Annotated in this window: 1 protein-coding gene; it reads left to right on the forward strand. The window is 40.0% G+C overall.

What is annotated here, in order from left to right; translation table 11 throughout:
• Positions 1 to 668 (forward strand): pyruvate kinase (locus tag CBG25_RS03505; protein WP_290604552.1); only part of this gene is annotated, 668 nt, incomplete at its 5' end.
• Positions 669 to 814 lie beyond the last annotated feature (146 nt).

An 814-nucleotide genomic window follows, 5' to 3' on the forward strand; every position in this document is an offset into this window, starting at 1 on the left:
ACCCTGAGCTGGTCGGCGTACAAAAAAAACTAATACGCCGGGCACGCCAACTAAACCGTATTGCCATCACTGCCACCCAAATGATGGAATCGATGATCACTAATCCGATGCCTACCCGAGCTGAAGTAATGGACGTTGCTAATGCTGTGCTGGATGGCACTGACGCCGTTATGTTATCAGCCGAGACAGCAGCAGGCCAATATCCTGCTGAAACCGTTGAAGCCATGGCTCAGGTTTGCCTTGGAGCAGAAAAGATGGCTGGCATAAATATTGCCAAACATAACCTCGATGATATATTTGACAGCGTTGAAGAAGCGATTTCGATGTCAGCCATGTATGCCGCCAATCACTTAAAAGGAGTAAAAGCGATTATTGCCATGACAGAATCAGGCCGTACCGCTTGTATGATGTCTCGGATCAGTTCAGGTTTACCAATATTTTCTATCTCCTATCATGAAAAGACCTTAAATCAGTGTGCTCTATACCGTGGCGTAACCCCGATTTATTGTAATAAGGAGACTAATACAATTAATGCTGTTAAAAATGCCATTCAATGCCTGCTGGAAAAAAATTATATTGAACCAGCTGATTTAGTCTTAGTCACCCAGGGCGATCAAATGGGTCAGATTGGTAGCACCAATACCTGCCGAATATTAAAAGTCGAATAATTTCACATCATAAATACATTTAACCCCGTTATATACACGGGGTTTTTAATTACCTAAAATATTACTATCATTTTTTACCGCTTTTTTTATGACCCAGTCATTATTCTTTCTAATAAATGAATTAGAAAAAAATAATATAAATTAAT

The organism is Arsenophonus sp. ENCA, from assembly GCF_002287155.1.
Lineage (GTDB): Bacteria > Pseudomonadota > Gammaproteobacteria > Enterobacterales > Enterobacteriaceae > Arsenophonus > Arsenophonus nilaparvatae.